General features: G+C 70.6%; 15 protein-coding genes and 1 riboswitch. Of the genes, 10 read left to right on the top strand and 5 right to left on the bottom strand.

The window, feature by feature from the left end; all coding sequences use genetic code 11:
* Window positions 1-633: 633 nt before the first annotated feature.
* From rpsB to B7P34_RS15565, 9 genes are all read left to right on the top strand, one after another.
* Complete coding sequence (gene rpsB / locus B7P34_RS15605) at window positions 634-1,485, top strand: 30S ribosomal protein S2 (protein ID WP_106676927.1); 852 nt, start codon at window positions 634-636, stop codon at window positions 1,483-1,485.
* 100 nt (window positions 1,486-1,585) lie between these two features.
* Complete coding sequence (tsf, locus tag B7P34_RS15600) at window positions 1,586-2,422, top strand: translation elongation factor Ts (RefSeq protein ID WP_106676925.1); 837 nt, start codon at window positions 1,586-1,588, stop codon at window positions 2,420-2,422.
* A gap of 162 nt (window positions 2,423-2,584) precedes the next feature.
* The gene (gene pyrH, locus B7P34_RS15595; protein WP_106676923.1) at window positions 2,585-3,364 is read left to right on the top strand and encodes a UMP kinase; all 780 of its coding nucleotides are present in this window, start codon (window positions 2,585-2,587) and stop codon (window positions 3,362-3,364) included.
* 167 nt (window positions 3,365-3,531) lie between these two features.
* A complete protein-coding gene (frr, locus tag B7P34_RS15590; protein ID WP_030369660.1) occupies window positions 3,532-4,089 on the top strand; it encodes a ribosome recycling factor in 558 nt (185 codons plus the stop codon).
* Between the two features lie 128 nt (window positions 4,090-4,217).
* The gene (locus B7P34_RS15585; RefSeq protein WP_223267886.1) at window positions 4,218-5,192 is read left to right on the top strand and encodes a phosphatidate cytidylyltransferase; all 975 of its coding nucleotides are present in this window, start codon (window positions 4,218-4,220) and stop codon (window positions 5,190-5,192) included.
* Between the two features lie 166 nt (window positions 5,193-5,358).
* On the top strand, window positions 5,359-6,468 hold the full coding sequence (rlmN, locus tag B7P34_RS15580; protein ID WP_030369662.1) for a 23S rRNA (adenine(2503)-C(2))-methyltransferase RlmN: 1,110 nt from the start codon (window positions 5,359-5,361) through the stop codon (window positions 6,466-6,468).
* Between the two features lie 66 nt (window positions 6,469-6,534).
* A riboswitch (TPP riboswitch) is annotated at window positions 6,535-6,642 on the top strand.
* A complete protein-coding gene (locus B7P34_RS15575; RefSeq protein ID WP_106676919.1) occupies window positions 6,638-7,738 on the top strand; it encodes a thiamine ABC transporter substrate-binding protein in 1,101 nt (366 codons plus the stop codon). (Overlaps the previous riboswitch by 5 nt.)
* A gap of 77 nt (window positions 7,739-7,815) precedes the next feature.
* On the top strand, window positions 7,816-9,429 hold the full coding sequence (locus B7P34_RS15570; protein ID WP_223267885.1) for an ABC transporter permease: 1,614 nt from the start codon (window positions 7,816-7,818) through the stop codon (window positions 9,427-9,429).
* Complete coding sequence (locus B7P34_RS15565; protein WP_106676915.1) at window positions 9,429-10,472, top strand: ABC transporter ATP-binding protein; 1,044 nt, start codon at window positions 9,429-9,431, stop codon at window positions 10,470-10,472. The genes B7P34_RS15570 and B7P34_RS15565 overlap by 1 nt, the downstream gene beginning before the upstream one ends.
* Before the next feature lie 67 nt (window positions 10,473-10,539).
* Here B7P34_RS15565 and B7P34_RS15560 read toward each other — a convergent pair whose 3' ends face one another.
* The 5 genes from B7P34_RS15560 to B7P34_RS15540 form a co-directional block, all read right to left on the bottom strand.
* On the bottom strand, window positions 10,540-11,391 hold the full coding sequence (locus B7P34_RS15560; RefSeq protein WP_223267884.1) for a hypothetical protein: 852 nt from the start codon (window positions 11,389-11,391) through the stop codon (window positions 10,540-10,542).
* A gap of 215 nt (window positions 11,392-11,606) precedes the next feature.
* Window positions 11,607-12,884 carry a hypothetical protein gene (locus B7P34_RS15555; protein ID WP_106676910.1) on the bottom strand — a complete coding sequence of 426 codons (1,278 nt, stop codon included), beginning with the start codon at window positions 12,882-12,884 and terminating at the stop codon, window positions 11,607-11,609.
* Complete coding sequence (locus B7P34_RS15550; protein WP_106676908.1) at window positions 12,866-13,603, bottom strand: ABC transporter ATP-binding protein; 738 nt, start codon at window positions 13,601-13,603, stop codon at window positions 12,866-12,868. The genes B7P34_RS15555 and B7P34_RS15550 overlap by 19 nt, the downstream gene beginning before the upstream one ends.
* Before the next feature lie 486 nt (window positions 13,604-14,089).
* Window positions 14,090-15,469: an aspartate aminotransferase family protein gene (locus tag B7P34_RS15545; protein ID WP_106676906.1), complete on the bottom strand. Its 1,380-nt coding sequence runs from the start codon at window positions 15,467-15,469 to the stop codon at window positions 14,090-14,092.
* Entirely contained in the window at window positions 15,454-15,942 is a 489-nt protein-coding gene (locus B7P34_RS15540; RefSeq protein WP_030369670.1) for an Lrp/AsnC family transcriptional regulator, read from the bottom strand. The genes B7P34_RS15545 and B7P34_RS15540 overlap by 16 nt, the downstream gene beginning before the upstream one ends.
* Before the next feature lie 179 nt (window positions 15,943-16,121).
* On the opposite strand from B7P34_RS15540, the gene B7P34_RS15535 reads away from it, so the two are divergent.
* Window positions 16,122-17,573: a gamma-aminobutyraldehyde dehydrogenase gene (locus B7P34_RS15535; protein WP_106676903.1), complete on the top strand. Its 1,452-nt coding sequence runs from the start codon at window positions 16,122-16,124 to the stop codon at window positions 17,571-17,573.
* The last annotated feature ends 335 nt before the right edge of the window (window positions 17,574-17,908 follow it).

Here is a 17,908-nt window from a genome sequence, read left to right as displayed (position 1 = left end):
CCCGGCGACCGGCCAGGCCCGGTCGTCCCGCTCCGATCCGCCACCCCCGGGCCCGGACGGCCCGGACCCCGCGACCGCGGACCGGGCGAATGCCGCGAGCGCGGCAGCGGGTGCCTCGGGTGCCGTGGCAGGCCCGGGAACAGGGGCAGGGGCAGGGGCAGGCGCAGGGGCGGGAGCGGGGGCCGCCGAGGGCCGTGCGCTCGTCGCCGTACCGCCGCCGACCGCCGCCGCGAGGACACAGAGCGTGACCGCCCCGGCCCCGGCAAGCAGGCGCCGCGCAAAAGGTCCGAGCCGTGTCAAAGATCCGATGAGAGTCATGCCGGTACCGTGGCGGACTTCCGGCGATCGCGGGGATCTTGACGCGGATCTGTGGACTACTCGCGGGTTGTGCACAGCGTCGTCACCCGCGCCTTCCCGGGTCCCGTACACTTCTCATGGCGATCCGGGTCACCGGATCGACTTCGCACGCCCCGCTACCGGCGCGTCAGTCCCTTTTCGGGCAGCCCGGTGGCCGTGTCTCTCGGTCCGCGGAAGGGTTCTCGCAAGGGCACTCGTCCACGGCAGGCGCGTCGGGGCGTCAGGAGCGGCGGCCGCCCGGCCGTCGTGGAACCGAGTATTTCAAGGAGCGCGGCCATGGCCGTCGTCACGATGCGGGAGCTGCTGGAGAGCGGCGTCCACTTCGGTCACCAGACCCGTCGTTGGAACCCGAAGATGAAGCGTTTCATCTTCACGGAGCGCAACGGCATCTACATCATCGACCTGCTCCAGTCGCTGTCGTACATCGACCGCGCCTACGAGTTCGTCAAGGAGACCGTCGCGCACGGCGGCTCCATCATGTTCGTCGGTACGAAGAAGCAGGCCCAGGAGGCCATCGCCGAGCAGGCGACGCGCGTCGGCATGCCCTACGTCAACCAGCGCTGGCTGGGCGGCATGCTCACCAACTTCTCGACCGTCTACAAGCGCCTGCAGCGCCTGAAGGAGCTCGAGCTCATCGACTTCGAGGACGTGGCCGCCTCCGGCCTCACCAAGAAGGAGCTCCTGGTCCTCTCCCGCGAGAAGGCCAAGCTCGAGAAGACCCTCGGCGGCATCCGCGAGATGCAGAAGGTGCCGAGCGCCGTCTGGATCGTCGACACCAAGAAGGAGCACATCGCCGTCGGTGAGGCGCGCAAGCTCCGCATCCCGGTCGTCGCGATCCTCGACACCAACTGCGACCCCGACGAGGTCGACTACAAGATCCCGGGCAACGACGACGCGATCCGCTCCGTCACGCTGCTCACCCGTGTGATCGCCGACGCCGTCGCCGAGGGCCTCATCGCCCGCTCCGGTGCCGCCACCGGTGACGCGAAGGCCGACAAGGCCGCCGGCGAGCCCCTCGCCGAGTGGGAGCGCGACCTGCTCGAGGGCGAGAAGAAGGCCGACGCCGAGGCCGAGAAGCCGGCCGAGGCCGCTGCCGAGGCTCCGGCCGCGGACGCCGAGCAGGCCTGACAACTCAGTCGGTAGATCATGACGGGGGACGGCGCGCAGAGCGCCGCCCCCGTCGTGCACCCGTAGTCACCCAACGACTTTCGAGAGAGATTCACAGACCATGGCGAACTTCACCGCCGCTGACGTCAAGAAGCTCCGTGAGCTCACCGGCGCCGGCATGATGGACTGCAAGAAGGCGCTGGACGAGGCCGAGGGCAACCTCGAGAAGGCCGTCGAGATCGTGCGCGTCAAGGGCCTGAAGGGCGTGGCCAAGCGCGAGAGCCGCACCACCGAGAACGGTGCCGTCGTCTCCGTCGTCGCCGACGACAACACCTCCGGTGTCATCGTCGAGCTGAAGTGCGAGACCGACTTCGTCGCCAAGGGCGAGAAGTTCGTGGCCGTCGCCGAGGCCCTCGCCGCCCACGTCGCCAAGAGCGCCCCGGCCGACGTCGAGGCCCTCATGGCTTCCGAGATCGAGGCCGGCAAGACCGTCCAGGCCTTCGTGGACGAGGCCAACGCCACCCTCGGCGAGAAGATCGTCGTCGACCGCTTCGCGCGCTTCGACAACGGCTTCGTTTCCGTGTACATGCACCGCACCGCCGCGGACCTGCCCCCGCAGGTCGGCGTCCTGGTCGAGCTGGACAAGGAGAACGCCGAGGTCGCCAAGGACGTCGCGCAGCACATCGCCGCCTTCGCGCCGAAGTTCCTCAGCCGCGAGGACATCCCGGCCGAGATGGTCGAGAACGAGCGCCGCGTCGCCGAGGCCACCGCTCGCGAGGAGGGCAAGCCCGAGGCCGCCCTGCCGAAGATCGTCGAGGGTCGCGTCACCGGCTTCTACAAGGAGAACGTCCTGCTGGACCAGGCGTTCGCCAAGGACAACAAGAAGTCCGTCCAGAAGATCCTGGACGAGGCCGGTGTCACGCTGAAGCGCTTCGCGCGCATCCGCGTCGGCGCCTGAGCCGTCAGCAGGGCAGCGATTGACCTGCGACCCGCTAGGGTCGTACGCAGCCGATCCCTCACCGGTCGGCCGCTGATGTGACGAGGAGGCCATTGCCGCACAGGGAACCGAAAGGACCCATCCGGCAATGGCCTTCTTCGTATGTGCACGAGGAGAGCTCCAATGAATCAGGGTGCGGACGCCCGGCAGGCCGCCGATGACACCAGTGCTGACCACGGCCCACGCCGCCGGTTCCTGCTCAAACTGTCCGGCGAGGCGTTCGCCGGCGGGGGCGGCCTCGGCGTCGACCCCGATGTCGTGCACGCCATCGCCCGTGAGATCGCGGCCGTGGTCCGCGAGGGCTACGAGATCGCCGTCGTCATCGGCGGCGGCAACTTCTTCCGTGGCGCCGAGCTGCAGCAGCGCGGCATGGACCGGGCCCGCTCGGACTACATGGGCATGCTCGGCACTGTGATGAACTCGCTGGCCCTCCAGGACTTCCTGGTCAAGGAGGGCATCGAGACCCGCGTTCAGACCGGCATCACCATGGGGCAGGTCGCGGAGCCGTTCATCCCGCTGCGCGCCGTGCGCCACCTGGAGAAGGGGCGCGTCGTGATCTTCGGCGCGGGCATGGGCATGCCCTACTTCTCCACCGACACCACTGCCGCCCAGCGCGCCCTGGAGATCCACGCCGAGGCGATCCTGATGGGCAAGAACGGCGTCGACGGCGTCTACGACTCCGACCCGAAGAAGAACCCCGACGCGGTCAAGTTCGACGCCCTCGAGTACAGCGAGGTGCTCGCACGGGGCCTGAAGGTCGCCGACGCCACCGCCATCAGCCTGTGCATGGACAACAAGCTGCCGATCCTGGTCTTCGAGCTGCTCGCCGAGGGCAACATCGGGCGTGCGGTCAAGGGTGAGAAGATCGGCACGCTCGTGAGCGACCAGAGCACGCGGGACTGACCACCCGCACGGCCGTCCGTAGTGGCCAGACCCGATACGGACGGCAACTCCGTGCCGAGGGAAGACCTCGGCACGGGGATGGACAACTGCCTGCCGGTCGGACACCGTGCAGGAGAAGACGCGCGCAGGGGCGAGGCTCTGCTTACTGATAACACCAGGAGCAAGTGGTGATCGAAGAGATCCTCCTCGAGGCCGAGGAGAAGATGGAGAAGGCCGTTGTGGTCGCCAAGGAGGACTTCGCGGCGATCCGCACCGGGCGTGCGCACCCGGCGATGTTCAACAAGATCGTGGCGGACTACTACGGTGCGCTGACGCCGATCAACCAGCTGGCGTCCTTCTCGGTGCCGGAGCCGCGCATGGCGGTGGTGACGCCCTTCGACAAGAGCGCGCTCCGCAACATCGAGCAGGCGATCCGCGACTCCGACCTCGGCGTCAACCCGAGCAACGACGGCAACATCATCCGGGTGACCTTCCCGGAGCTCACGGAGCAGCGCCGCCGCGAGTTCGTCAAGGTCGCGAAGACCAAGGCCGAGGACGCCAAGGTCTCGATCCGCTCCGTCCGCCGCAAGGCCAAGGACGCCCTCGACAAGCTCGTCAAGGACAAGGAGTCCGGCGAGGACGAGGTGCGCCGCGCGGAGAAGGAGCTCGACGACACCACCGCGAAGTACGTGGCGCAGGTGGACGAGCTGCTCAAGCACAAGGAAGCCGAGCTCCTCGAGGTCTGATGAACGAGACATCCTGGGGGACCCCGCCGAGCGCCGGATACCGGGGGTCCACCGACCGGGGGCCGTCCTCTGCGGCCCCCTCGGCGGGTCCTGTGCACGAGGCGGGCGTGGCGGCGCAGACTCGGCCCATGCCCATCGTGCCCTCCTCAGGCGGAGACCAGGACGACCGTGACCAGGGGGCCGCCCATCTCCGCGGCCCCCTGTTCCGCGACGAACAGGAGCCCGACATCCGGCCCCAGGACCCTGCCCCGGTGCCTGCCTCGCCCGAGTCGCCGAAGGCAGGAAAGAAGAGCGCCGGCCGTGATCTGCGGGCGGCGATAGGGGTCGGCGTCGGCCTCGGCGCGGTGATTCTCGCCTCCCTGTTCATCTACAAGCCCGTCTTCCTCGGCGTGATCGTGATCGCCGTGGTGGTCGGGCTGTGGGAGCTGACCTCACGCCTCGCGGAGCGCAAGTCGATCCGCGCCCCGCTGGTGCCCCTCGCGGTCGGCGGGGCCGCAATGGTCATCGCCGGCTATGCCAGCGGTGCCGAGGGCGCGTGGGTGGCCGTGGCCTTCACCGCCCTGGCGGTCCTCGTGTGGCGCATGACGGAGTCGCCCGACGACTACCTGAAGGACGTCACGGCGGGCATCTTCGCGGCCTTCTACGTGCCGTTCCTGGCCACGTTCGTAGCCCTCATGCTGGCGGCCGGAGACGGCGCGTGGCGGGTGCTCACGTTCCTGATCCTGACCGTGGTCAGCGACACGGGGGCGTACGCGGTGGGCTGGAAGTTCGGCAAGCGCAAGCTGGCCCCGCGCATCAGCCCCGGCAAGACGCGCGAGGGGCTGCTCGGGGCGATCGCCTTCGCGATGGTCGCCGGCGCGCTGTGCATGCAGTTCCTGATCGACGACGGAGTGTGGTGGGAGGGGCTGCTCCTCGGCCTCGCCGTCGCGGTCAGCGCCACGCTGGGCGACCTCGGCGAGTCCATGATCAAGAGGGATCTCGGCATCAAGGACATGGGCTCCCTGCTGCCGGGGCACGGCGGCATCATGGACCGGCTGGACTCGCTCCTGCCGACCGCGCCGGTCGTCTGGCTCCTCCTGGTCGTCTTCGTCGGCTCGGCCTGAGGCGGGCCAGGTACCCTGGAAGGGCTCGTCGCTGTGCGGCGGGCCCTTTTCCGGCCCCGCACACTGCGGGGGTGCCCCTGTGAGATCTCCGGGTTCCGGCATCGTCCTGCCGCTGGCTCCGCGATTGCGGAGGTCATCCGCCGTCGTCAATGAGGAGTCTTTGCTCATGGCCCCCGCGCCTGGAGAACTGACGTTCGTCGCCCCCCGCGGGGCCAAGCTGCCGCCGCGCCACCTCGCGGACCTCTCGCCCGCCGAGCGGCGCGAGGCCGTCTCCGCGATCGGCGAGAAGCCGTTCCGCGCCAAGCAGCTCTCGCAGCACTACTTCGCCCGGTACGCGCACGACCCCGCGACGTGGACGGACATCCCGGCGGCGGCGCGCGAGAAGCTCGCCACCGAGCTGCTGCCGGAGCTCATGAGCGTCGTGCGCCACATCTCCTGCGACGACGACACCACCCGCAAGACCCTCTGGCGCCTGCACGACGGCAAGCTGGTCGAGTCCGTGCTGATGCGCTACCCCGACCGGGTCACCATGTGCATCAGCTCCCAGGCCGGCTGCGGCATGAACTGCCCGTTCTGCGCCACGGGCCAGGCCGGGCTGGACCGGAACCTGTCGACGGCCGAGATCGTCCACCAGATCGTGGACGGCATGCGGGCCCTGCGCGACGGCGAGGTCCCCGGCGGCCCCGCGCGGCTGTCCAACATCGTCTTCATGGGCATGGGCGAGCCGCTGGCCAACTACAAGCGGGTCGTCGGCGCCATCCGCCGCCTCACGGACCCCGAGCCGGACGGCCTGGGGCTCTCTCAGCGCGGCATCACCGTCTCCACCGTCGGCTTGGTCCCCGCGATGCTGCGCTTCGCCGACGAGGGCTTCAAGTGCCGTCTGGCCGTCTCCCTGCACGCGCCGGACGACGAGCTGCGCGACACCCTGGTCCCGGTCAACACCCGCTGGAAGGTCCGCGAGGTCCTTGACGCGGCGTGGGAGTACGCGGAGAAGTCCGGCCGCCGGATCTCCATCGAGTACGCCCTGATCCGCGACATCAACGACCAGGCATGGCGCGGCGACCTCCTCGGGCGGCTCCTCAAGGGCAAGCGTGTCCACGTCAACCTCATCCCGCTCAACCCCACCCCGGGGTCCAAGTGGACGGCCTCCCGGCCCGAGGACGAGCGCGCCTTCGTCGCGGCGATCGCCGCGCACGGCGTGCCCGTGACCGTCCGGGACACCCGCGGCCAGGAGATCGACGGCGCCTGCGGACAGCTGGCCGCTACCGAGCGCTGATCCGGCGTCGTAGGTCGGACGCCGATCCGTGGCGAGGGCACTGATACGGTGCCCTCGCACAAATGAACAATCCGACAGGGGAGCGCCCACGGGGCGCTGAGAGTGCGGCACGGCCCGCAGACCCTCGGACCTGATCCGGGTCATACCGGCGTAGGGAGTCAGCTCAACCATGAACACCAACCTGCGGCGTGCCATCGGCACGGCGGCCATCGCCGCGCTCGCCTTCCCGGCCCTGGCCGCGTGCGGCGGCTCGGACGACTCCGCCGGCTCGGGCGCGTCCGACGGCAAGGACAAGACCGTCACCCTGGTCTCGCACAACTCCTTCGCCGCGTCCGACGAGGTGCTCAAGCAGTTCACCCGGCAGACCGGCTACAAGATCAACGTCCTCAAGGGCGGCGACGCCGGCCAGGCCGTGAACCAGGCCATCCTGTCCAAGAGCCACCCCCAGGGCGACGTCTTCTTCGGCGTCGACAACACCCTCCTCTCCCGGGCGCTCGACAACGGCATCTTCGCCCCGTACGAGGCCAAGGGCCTGGAGCGGGTCCCGCGAAAGCTCCAGGCCGACGCCGGCGAGCACCGGGTCACCCCCGTCGACACCGGCGACATCTGCGTCAACTACGACCGCGCCTACTTCGCCGACCACAAGCTGGCCCCGCCGCAGACCCTCGACGACCTCGTCAAGCCCGAGTACAAGAACCTGCTCGTCACCGAGAACGTCGCCACCTCGTCCCCCGGCCTCGCCTTCCAGCTGGCCACGGCCGCCAAGTACGGCGACGACGGCTGGCAGGACTACTGGAAGAAGCTCAAGTCCAACGGCGTGGAAGTCGTGGACGGCTGGGAGCAGGCCTACAACGAGCGCTTCTCCGGCTCCGCGGGCGGGAAGAAGGCCAAGGGCGACAAGCCCCTCGTCGTCTCCTACGCCTCCAGCCCGCCGGCCGAGGTGATGGGCGTGAAGCCGCAGCCCGCCGAGGCGCCGACCGGCGTGGCCACAGGCACCTGCTTCCAGCAGACCGAGTTCGCCGGGCTGCTGAAGGGCGCGAAGAACCCCGAGGGCGGCAAGGCCCTGATCGACTTCCTCCTGAGCCGTACGTTCCAGGAGGACATGCCGCTGCAGATGTTCGTCAAGCCCGCCAACCAGGACGCCAAGCTGCCCGAGCTGTTCACCAAGTACGGCGCGCAGGTGAACGAGCCCGGCACGCTCGCCCCCGAGAAGATCGCCAAGAACCGCGACCAGTGGGTCAAGGCATGGTCCTCGCTCGTCCTGAAGTAGAACCGGGGGCCGCCGCACGAGGCCCCGCACGAGGCGCGGGCGGGGCCGGCCGGCGGACGGCGGTGCGGCTCGGCCTCATGGCCCTGCCGCTCGCCTTCTTCGGCGTCTTCTTCGCCTACCCCGTCGCCGCGATCGTCTCCCGGGGCCTGAAGGACGGCGGGCAGTGGCAGTTCGCCCGCGTCGGCGAGGTCCTGACCGACCCGGCCATCGGCCACGTGCTGTGGTTCACCACCTGGCAGGCGGCCGCCTCCACCGCGCTGACCCTCGCCCTGGCCCTGCCCGGGGCGTACGCCTTCGCGCGCTTCGACTTCCCCGGCAAGCGCATGCTGCGCGCCGTGGTCACCGTGCCGTTCGTCCTGCCGACCGTCGTTGTCGGCTCGGCCTTCCTGGCGCTGCTCGGGCGCGGGGGACTGCTGGACGAATGGTGGGGGGTGCGCCTGGACACCACGGTCTGGGCGATCCTGATCGCCCACGTGTTCTTCAACTACGCCGTGGTCGTCCGCACCGTAGGCGGCCTTTGGGCCCAGCTCGACCCCCGGCAGGAGGAAGCGGCGCGGGTCCTGGGCGCGGGGCGCTTCACGGCCTGGCGGCGGGTCACGCTGCCCGCCCTGGCGCCCGCGGTGGCCGCCGCCGCCCTCATGGTCTTCCTCTTCACCTTCACCTCCTTCGGCGTCGTGCAGATCCTCGGCGGACCGCGCTACGCCACCCTGGAAGTGGAGATCTACCAGCAGACCGCGCAGATGCTCGACCTGCCGACGGCGGCAGTCCTCACCCTCGTGCAGTTCGTGGCCGTGGCCGCCCTGCTGGCCGTGCACTCCTGGACGGTGCGCCGGCGTGAGGCGACCCTGCGGCTGGTCGACCCGGCGCGCACCGCGCGGCGCCCACGGGGCGCCGGGCAGTGGGCGTTCCTGGCGTCCGTCCTGGCGGTCGTCGCCGTGCTCATCCTCGCGCCGCTCGTGGTCCTCGTGCTGCGCTCCTTCGAAGGCCCGGACGGATACGGGCTGGCCTTCTACCGCGCACTGGCCTCTGCGGACGGCAACGCCGGCACGTTCGTCGTCGCCCCGCTGGAGGCGATCGGCAATTCCCTCGCGTACGGGCTCGCCGCGACGGTCATCGCGGTCGTCGTCGGGGGGCTGGCGGCCGCGGCGCTGACGCGGCGCGAGGGGCGCCTCGTGCGGGGCTTCGACGCCCTGCTCATGCTGCCGCTCGGCACGTCCGCCGTGACCGTCGGCTTCGGCTTCCTCATCAGCCTCGACGAGCCGCCGCTGGACCTGCGGGCGTCCTGGGTCCTGGTGCCGCTCGCGCAGGCCCTCGTGGGCGTCCCGTTCGTCGTCCGCACCGTACTGCCGGTCCTGCGCGCCGTGGACGCACGGCTGCGTGAGGCCGCCGCCGTGCTGGGAGCCTCACCGCTGCGGGCGTGGCGGGAGGTGGATCTGCCGCTGGTGGGCAAGGCCCTCGGGGTCGCGGCCGGCTTCGCGTTCGCCGTGTCCCTGGGCGAGTTCGGGGCGACCGTCTTTATCGCCCGCCCCGACAGCCCCACGCTGCCGGTCGCGGTCGCCAGGCTGCTGGGCCGCCCCGGGGAGCTCACCTACGGGCAGGCGATGGCCCTGAGCACGATCCTGATGCTGGTGTGCGCCGCAGCGCTGCTGGTGCTGGAACGCGTCCGCACCGACCGTACGGGGGAGTTCTGATGGCCCTGCTGCACTTGGAGAAGATAGGCGTCCGCTTCGGTGAGCGCGCGGCGCTCGACGCGGTGGACCTGGAGGTCGCCGAGCAGGAGATCGTCTGCGTGCTGGGCCCCAGCGGCAGCGGCAAGTCCACGCTGCTGCGGGTGGTGGCCGGCCTTCAGCACACGGACTCCGGCCGGGTGCTCCTCGCGGGCCGGGACCAGAGCGGCGTCCCCACGCACCGGCGGGGAGTGGGCCTCATGTTCCAGGACCACCAGCTCTTCCCGCAGCGGGACGTGGCGGGCAACGTCGCGTTCGGGCTGCGCATGCGCGGTACGGGGCGCGCCGAGACGGCGCGGAAGGTCGCCGACCTGCTGGACCTGGTGGGCCTGCCCGGTGCACAGCGGCGCTCGGTCGCGGCGCTGTCCGGCGGCGAGCAGCAGAGGGTCGCCCTCGCACGGGCCCTCGCGCCCCAGCCCCGGCTGCTGATGCTCGACGAACCCCTCGGCCAGCTGGACCGCAGCCTGCGCGAGCGCCTGGTGGTGGAGCTGCGCGATCTTTTCGGTCGGCTGGGCACCACGGTGCTGGCCGTCACCCACGACCAAGGGGAGGCGTTCGCGCTCGCCGACCGGGTGGTCGTCATGCGCGACGGCCGCATCGCCCAGGCCGGCACGCCGCTGGAGGTGTGGCAGCGGCCGGCGTCCGAATTCGTGGCCCGTTTCCTGGGCTTCGACAACGTGGTCGAGGCGACGGTCAGCGGCGATCGAGCGGACACCGCATGGGGCGGGATTCCCGTCCCCTCAGGCTCGCGGCCAGGCGCCTGCAGGCTGCTCGTACGGCCCGCAGGCGTACGGCTGGTGCCTGAGGCGGAGGGCCTGCCGTGCACGGTCACCGGACGGACGTTCCGGGGCGATCACGTGGTGGTGATGCTGCGCCCCGCGGACGGCCCCGCGCTGGAGGCGGCATGCGGGCTGCACGGGGCCCCCGAGGCCGGCGACCGCGTAGGCGTCGCATTCGACGTGGCGGACGTCGTCGTGCTGGACGGCGCGGCCGCGGGGCATGGCTGAGCGACGGCACGAGGCCGGATACGTCAGGGCCCCGGCTGCCGGGCGGCGGCCGGGGCCCTGACGGCGGTCAGCGGACCGCCGAAGGCTGGAGCTCTTGTGGTTCGGGCTCGGCCACGGGTGTATCCGGTTCGCCGAACCAGGCGACTGCGACAGCGCCCGCGACCGCCAGGACGAAGCCGAGGACGGCGACCCAGGCGAAGCCGGGGCGGGAATTGTCGCCGAGCAGGAGGACGCCGATGATGCCCGGAAGGATGGTCTCGCCGACCACCAGTGCCGCCGTGGCGCCGTTGACCGAGCCGATCTGCAGGGCCACGGTGTGCAGGTACATGCCGACTGCACCGGATATCAGGATCGCGTAGAGCGCCGGGTCGGCGATCAGCGTCGGAAGGTCGAACGGGTCGATCCCGTCCAGGATCCGGACGCCCACGCCGATCGCACCGAAGCCGAGACCGGACAGCAGACCGGCCAGGATCGCGGCGCGTGCACCCAGCAGTCGGACGGCCACGGTGCCGCCGCCCATCAGCACGACCGAAATGATCAGCAGCCACCAGTGCGTGGACATCGGGGTGTCGCCGCCCCCCTCGTGGCCCGCGGCCGTCGCCAGCAGTACGAGCGCCGAGCAGACGACACCGATGGACGCCCACTCGGGCCTGGTCAGCCGGATGCCCAGGAGCTTGATGCTCAGCAGCGCGGTCACGACGAGGTTGGCGCTGATGACCGTCTGGGAGAGGAAGAGCGGCAGCATGCGGGCGGCGAGCGCGCCGAGCCCGAAGCCGAGGAAGTCGAGGACGGTGCCGACCATGAACTCCCACGTCACCGCGGCCTTCGCGGTGGAGGACAGGCTCGGTCCACCGTGCTGGGTGGTACCCGTCGAAGAGGCCTTCGCGGCCTCCCGGCGGGCCGATTTCCGCGAGCCCACGGCTTGCAGGACCGAACCTGTGCCATAACAGGCCGAGGCCGCGACAGCCGTCACAAGGCCGATGATCACCAATAGCTCCGTTCGCCGGATATCCGTCGTGCTCCTCAGCAGACGCGCAATCAGGCGACGAAGTTGCCTTGAGTCAAGAACTGGTCAAGAACTGTTGTGTTGCAGACGCTTGGCGGGCCCGGAGCGCGGGCCCGCCCCGGGCGCCTTCAGCGTGACATCGGCAGTGCCACGAGCTCCGCGATCGCCCACGTGAGCGGCGTCAGGACGGCCAGCAGCACGCAGGTGCGCAGGACGGCCGCCCCACGGAGCATCGACGCGGGGATGCCGAGGCGCTGCAGGGCCGCCGTGGTGCCGGTCCGGTTCTGCCGGCTGTCCAGGGCCGCAGTGATGGCCGTAGCCGTGACACAGGCCATCACGAGCGCCGCACCGAGGCCGGTGAGAGGGCCGAAGGGACGGGGCCCGGAGGAGTCCCACGCGGCGCCGTAGAGCTCGGCGGCGGCCAGGGCGCCCGAGGCGACGGCACAGAGCACGCCGAGCGGCCGGCCGATCCGGGTGGCGGCGTCCTGCAGTATCCGCCCGGCCAGCAGCCGTACCGCCCCGGGGCGCCCGGCCGCCAGGAGCACCCCGCACCAGTGCGTCAGCCCGGGGCCGGCCAGCACGAGCCCCAGGGAGGCCAGGAGCCAGCCCCCCAGCACGCCGGGAGAGGTGCCGTCAGCGCCTCCGGGCAGCGAGATCAGCTTGTTGGGATCGGGCGCCGGGCCGTGGCCCACGTACGCCTCCAGGGCGAGCCCCACCGCGATGATCGCGATGCCCCAGGGGAGGCCCGCGTAGGCGGGCTTGGGCACGGGGGCGGCAGGCAGGGCCGGAGAAGCGTCGGCAGGGGCCTCGGCCGGCTCCGCGTCCTCCGTACCCTCCGCGCCCTCCACGGGCTCCGTGACGGCCTGATCGGCGGCCTGCTGCCTTATGGCCGCCGCCTCACGCCTCGGGTGCAGCGCAATGATGCAGGCGCCTGCGGCGAGCGCCGGCAGGAGGCCGAGCAGGGTCAGCGTCGCGCCCCACGGCAGGTGCACCTGCCCGTCCAGCAGCCGGCTCGCCGAACCGCTCAGAGGGCCGCCGAGGTCACCACGGAGCTCCATGTACAGCAGAAGAGCGAACCCGCTGCCGAGCGTGCACGAGATCGCGGTGGACGCCGCCGCGAGCAGCGTGAGCTGCACGGGGCCGAGGCCCGCGGCGTCCAGCCCGTCACGGGGGCGTGTGGCCGGGTCGCTGCGGGCCACCGCAAGCGCGAACTGGACCACTGCCGCAAGCGGCACCGCGCACCACACCAGCCGGACGAGCGACTGGCCCGTCGACTGCGGATGGGCCACCGCGTAACCCAGGGTGCACAGCAGCAGGAAGCCCACACCCGCCGCGGCTGCCGCCACCAGCAGTCTGCGCAGCAGGACGAGCGGGTGCGCGCCGCGCGCTAGGCGGAGACTGAGCACGCCGCCCTGCCCTCTCCATCAGGCGCGTCCAGCACCGGAAGCGCGGTGCCCCGGCGGCCGTCGACCAGGGAGACCGTACGGTCGGCCAAGGTGGCGATCTCGTCGTCCAGCGTGGCGATGACGACCGTGATGTGGTGCGAGCGCGCTGCCGTGGTCAGCGTGCGCAGGACCTGCGCACGGTCGGCGTTGTGGAGCGGAGCCGTCGGCTCGTCGGCGAACAGCACGGTGGGCTCGCTCGCCAGCGCCCGTGCGATGGCGATCCGCTGGCGCTGCGCCTGGAGCAGGGCGGCCGGCCGCTTGCGGTGGCAGTCGCCGACGTCGAGGCGCTCCAGCCACTCACCGGCCGTGCGCTTGGCCGCCCGGTGGCTGACACCGCGCATCAGGAGCGGCAGCGCCGTGTTCTCCCAGGCCGTCAGCTCCGGCACGAGGTGGGGCTTGCTGTCGATCCAGCCGAACCGCTCCCGCCGCAGCCGTTCCCGGGCGGCACGCGAGAGGGTGTGCACGGGAGCGCTGTTGAACCACACCTCGCCGGGGTCGGGAAGGATCTGCCCGGACAGGCATTTGAGGAGCGTGGTCTTGCCTGAGCCGCGTGGCCCGGTGATGGCGAGAATCTCTCCCTCGCGTACGCCGATGGAGACCCCCGCGAGCGCGGGGGAACCGCTGTGGGCGTAGTGCAGGCCGCGTGCCCAGAGCACGTCGTTGTCCGGCGGGGCCACCATATCGAGCACCTCGGGTCGCTGTAGGGTCCGTTCCCCTGTCCGGGGGAACGAACCGGAGGCCATTGGGTCACTGGCACCGTACGGAACCGGGATCCTAGCCTTTGCCCAGGCTCGGCGCTGGACGGCCCACTTTCCTCCGGTCGGCCTCATACCCCGGGGGTCGCATATGAGTCGGAGCGCAAATGCGACGGAACCCTGCGACCGGATGTGCGGTGGGGCGTGGTGCGCGTGCGACGGGCGTGCGTCCCGCGTGCGACGAGTGTGCGGCGTGTGCGCCCTGGAACGGGATGCGCATGAGGCCCCCGCATGGGGCCCGGTGTGCCCGGCATGAGGCGGCGCCGCACGGTAACTGTGCCTCATGCTCGCCTGCAGCGAAGCCGTGGCCCACGCGCGCATGACCTGTGGGGGGTCGCGCGGGGCCACGGCGGGAGGGGTGAGCCGCGGGCGGCGCCGGCGGCTCACCTTGGTCCGTCAGATCCTGGTCCGTCAGATCTTGGTCCAGGCCTCCGTGAGCACGCCGCGGACGATCTGCTCGATCTCGTCGAAGGTCGACTGGTCGGAGATCAGCGGCGGGGCGACCTGGATGACGGGGTCGCCGCGGTCGTCGGCGCGGCAGTACAGGCCGTTCTCGAACAGCTTCTTGGACACGAAGCCGTAGAGCAGCCGTTCGCACTCCTCCGGCGTGAAGGACTCCTTGGTGGCCTTGTCCTTCACCAGCTCGATGCCGTAGAAGAAGCCGTTGCCGCGCACGTCGCCGACGATGGGCAGGTCGTGCAGCTTCGACAGGGTCGCGTGGAAGGCCGCCTCGTTGTCGAGCACGTGCTGGTTGAGGCCCTCGCGCTCGAAGATGTCGAGGTTGGTGAGCGCGACCGCTGCCGATACGGGATGGCCGCCGAAGGTGTAGCCGTGCAGGAAGGTGTTGCTGCCCTTGAAGAACGGCTCGGCGATGCGGTCGGAGACGACGGCGGCGCCGATGGGGGAGTAGCCGGACGTCATGCCCTTGGCGCACGTGATGATGTCCGGAACGTAGCCGAACTTGTCGCAAGCGAACATCGTGCCGAGGCGGCCGAAGGCGCAGATGACCTCGTCCGAGACGAGCAGCACGTTGTACGTATCACAGATCTCGCGCACCCTCTGGAAGTAGCCGGGCGGAGGCGGGAAGCACCCACCGGCGTTCTGCACCGGTTCGAGGAAGACGGCCGCGACCGTGTCGGGGCCCTCGAAGAGGATCTGCTGCTCGATCTGGTCGGCCGCCCAGCGGCCGAACGCCTCGGGGTCGTCACCGTGGATCGGGGCCCGGTAGATGTTGGTGTTGGGCACCTTGTACGCACCAGGGACGAGCGGCTCGAACGGAGCCTTGAGCGCCGGCAGGCCGGTGATGGCCAGTGCCCCCTGGGGCGTGCCGTGGTAGGCGACGGCCCGGGATATCACCTTGTACTTCGTGGGGTTGCCGGTGAGCTTGTGGTACTGCTTCGCGAGCTTCCACGCGGTCTCCACAGCCTCGCCGCCGCCGGTGGTGAAGAAGGCCTTGTTGAGGTCGCCCGGCGCGTGGTGGGCGAGGCGCTCGGCGAGCTCGATCGCCTTGGGGTGCGCATAGCTCCACACCGGGAAGAACGCCAGCTCCTGCGCCTGCTTGGCGGCCGCCTCGGCCAGCTCGGCCCGCCCGTGGCCCGCCTGGACCACGAACAGCCCCGCGAGGCCGTCCAGGTAGCGCTTGCCCTTGTCGTCGAAGATGTAGGTGCCCTCGCCGCGCACGATGGTCGGCACGGGGGCGTTCTCGTACGACGACATGCGCGTGAAGTGCATCCACAGGTGGTCGTACGCAGTCTGGGAGAGGTCCTTGCTCACGGCTATCGGGTTCCCCATGTGTAGGTCTGCTTGCGGAGCTTGAGGTAGACGAAGCTCTCGGTGGAGCGCACGCCCGGCAGGGTGCGGATGCGCTTGTTGATCGTTTCGAGGAGATGGTCGTCGTCCTCGCAGACGATCTCGATGAGGAGGTCGAAGGAGCCTGCGGTCACGACGACGTACTCGACCTCGTCCATCGCGGTCAGGGCGTCGGCGACCGGATCGAGGTCGCCCTCCACGTTGATGCCGACCATCGCCTGGCGCCGGAAGCCCACGGTGAGCGGGTCGGTGACGGCGACGATCTGCATCACGCCCTGGTCGAGCAGCTTCTGGACGCGCTGCCGAACGGCTGCCTCGGACAGCCCCACGGCCTTGCCGATCGCCGCGTAGGGACGGCGGCCGTCTTCCTGGAGCTGCTCGATGATCGCCAGGGAGACGGCGTCGATGGGCGGCGTGCCGTGCACGTTCTTCGGGTCAGGACTACGAGTGGCCACACGTCCACTGTGCATGCGTCTCGTCTGTGTGGCAACCCTAGAGCGATGAAATTCGTTGTCGGCGGTCGGAGGAATAACTGATTCCGTCGTTCATGGGTGTGAGGTATGTCGAAAACGCGGGCTCACTGACTAGGCTGACGGTCTCACCCAGTGGACATCTGACAGGAGGGGTGGCAGCCATGACCACCGAGCTGCGTCGTCTTCGCAATTTCATCGACGGAGAGTTCCGCGACGCCGCCGACGGACGGACCACCGAGGTGGTCAATCCGGCCACGGGCGAGGCCTACGCCACCGCTCCGCTGTCCGGTGCCGCGGACGTCGACGCGGCCATGGCCGCGGCTGAGGCGGCCTTCCCCGCGTGGCGCGACCTGGTGCCGGGCGAGCGCCAGAAGGTCCTGCTCAAGATCGCCGACGCCATCGAGGCGCGCGCCGAGGAGCTCATCGCCGCCGAGTCCGAGAACACCGGCAAGCCGCTGGCCCTCACGCGCAGCGAAGAGGTCCCCCCGATGGTGGACCAGATCCGCTTCTTCGCGGGCGCCGCACGCATGCTGGAGGGCCGCTCCGCGGGCGAGTACATGGAGGGCCTGACCTCCATCATCCGGCGCGAGCCGATCGGCGTCTGCGCGCAGGTGGCCCCGTGGAACTACCCGATGATGATGGCCGTGTGGAAGTTCGCCCCGGCCCTCGCCGCGGGCAACACCGTCGTCCTCAAGCCCTCCGACACCACGCCCGCCTCCACGGTGCTCATCGCCGAGATCATCGGTGGCGTGCTGGAGGAGCTCGGCCACCCCAAGGGCGTCTTCAACGTCATTTGCGGCGACCGGGAGACCGGCCGCCTCATGGTCGAGCACCCGGTGCCGGCCATGGCCTCGATCACCGGCTCCGTGCGGGCCGGCATGCAGGTCGCGGAGTCCGCCTCCAAGGACCTCAAGCGCGTCCACCTGGAGCTCGGCGGCAAGGCCCCCGTCGTCGTCTTCGACGACGCCGACATCGCCAAGGCCGTCGAGGACATCGCCGTCGCCGGCTACTTCAACGCCGGCCAGGACTGTACGGCCGCGACCCGCGTCCTCGTCCACGAGTCGATCCACGACGAGTTCGTCACCGCGCTCTCGAAGGCGGCCGCCGACACCAAGACGGGGCAGCCGGACGACGAGGACGTGCTCTACGGGCCCCTCAACAACGCCAACCAGCTCAAGCAGGTCGCCGGCTTCATCGAGCGGCTGCCCGGCCACGCCAAGGTCGAGACCGGCGGGCACCGGGTCGGCGAGAAGGGCTACTTCTTCGCCCCGACCGTCGTCTCCGGCCTCAAGCAGGACGACGAGATCGTCCAGCACGAGGTCTTCGGCCCCGTGATCACCGTCCAGTCCTTCGCGGACGAGGACCAGGCCGTCGCGTACGCCAACGGCGTCGAGTACGCGCTGGCCTCCTCGGTGTGGACGAAGGACCACGGCCGCGCCATGCGGATGTCCAAGAAGCTCGACTTCGGCTGCGTGTGGATCAACACGCACATCCCGCTGGTCGCCGAGATGCCCCACGGAGGCTTCAAGAAGTCCGGCTACGGCAAGGACCTCTCGGCCTACGGCTTCGAGGACTACACGCGCGTCAAGCACGTCATGACGTCGCTGGACTGACGAGCGCGGGCCGGCTGCCGCCTCATGCGAGGGGCGGGGCCCGCCTCATGCGGCAGAACGCCGGCCCCATGCGATAGAAGGCCGGCCCCATGCGGCGGCCGGGCCCACCAGGCCCCACGCTGCTCGGCCGCGGCCCCATGCCGTACGAACCGCGGCGCCCCAGGCCCGCCGGCCCGGGGCGCCCCATGCCGCCGCAGTGGCCCGTACCGGACGCTCGTTCCGGTGCGGGCCGTCGCGCGTCCGGCGCCGGTATCATCGACGGCCGGCCGTTCCCGGCCGTCAGGGTGTCGGGAAGTGCGGTCGCCTCCCGGACAGGCCGTACATTGTCCGCGAAG

Source organism: Streptosporangium nondiastaticum (assembly GCF_003011965.1).
Classification (GTDB): Bacteria; Actinomycetota; Actinomycetes; order Streptomycetales; family Streptomycetaceae; genus Streptomyces; species Streptomyces nondiastaticus.
Note: the sequence above shows the minus strand (reverse complement) of the source record. Positions and strands in the feature narration are given on the sequence as shown.